Origin of the sequence: Vibrio sp. Vb1980, assembly GCF_033338615.1 — a bacterium.
GTDB lineage: Bacteria > Pseudomonadota > Gammaproteobacteria > Enterobacterales > Vibrionaceae > Vibrio > Vibrio alginolyticus.
This window is the reverse complement of the sequence record NZ_JAWOSZ010000191.1, coordinates 1-510: the sequence shown is the minus strand read 5'-3', so window position 1 is coordinate 510 and position 510 is coordinate 1. Positions and strand designations below refer to the sequence as shown.

General features: G+C 44.5%; 1 pseudogene. It reads right to left on the bottom strand.

Annotated features, from left to right (window positions below):
* Nucleotides 1-304: 304 nt before the first annotated feature.
* Nucleotides 305-510, bottom strand: a pseudogene (locus R7F64_RS24450) (hypothetical protein); the annotation flags it as partial.

The window sequence follows — 510 nt, the reverse complement described above, 5'->3', positions numbered from 1 at the left end:
GTGGAAGTCGTCACTATAAAGCGGTAAGCGCCGATAACCGTGCGTGGCGAAAAGCCAGGAGACCAAAGCCCTGTTTGCTCGACACCAATTTGGAACTAGGGGTTTTGCGCCCATTTCAGCGAACAGTCCAATGTGAGCCTACAGCCCTTTATTTATAAGGGCTGACGGGAGCGGCTTATTTGCTAATATCCTTCTTAGGCCACCAGTTCGACCATGCTCTCCTCTCTCCAAGGCTCTAAGTTCTCAAGCAGTTTCTCTAGAACAATATTGTCTTTTTGAATAGTAATATGCCAGTAGCTCTAATCTAAGCGCACCCACTTGGAGAAGAAATAGGTGCGTTTATTTCGAGAGATTTTCCTTGGAACCACTTTCGCCATCCTGTAGTTTGTCTTGATACATGCCCAAGTTGTTCAGTCAAAGCAACCAGAGCGCCATGAGGCAAGAATTTTAATTCCCAAGCTAACATTAATAAACTTTGTACGGTTTCTAAAAGTGCACTAAGTTCTAGTA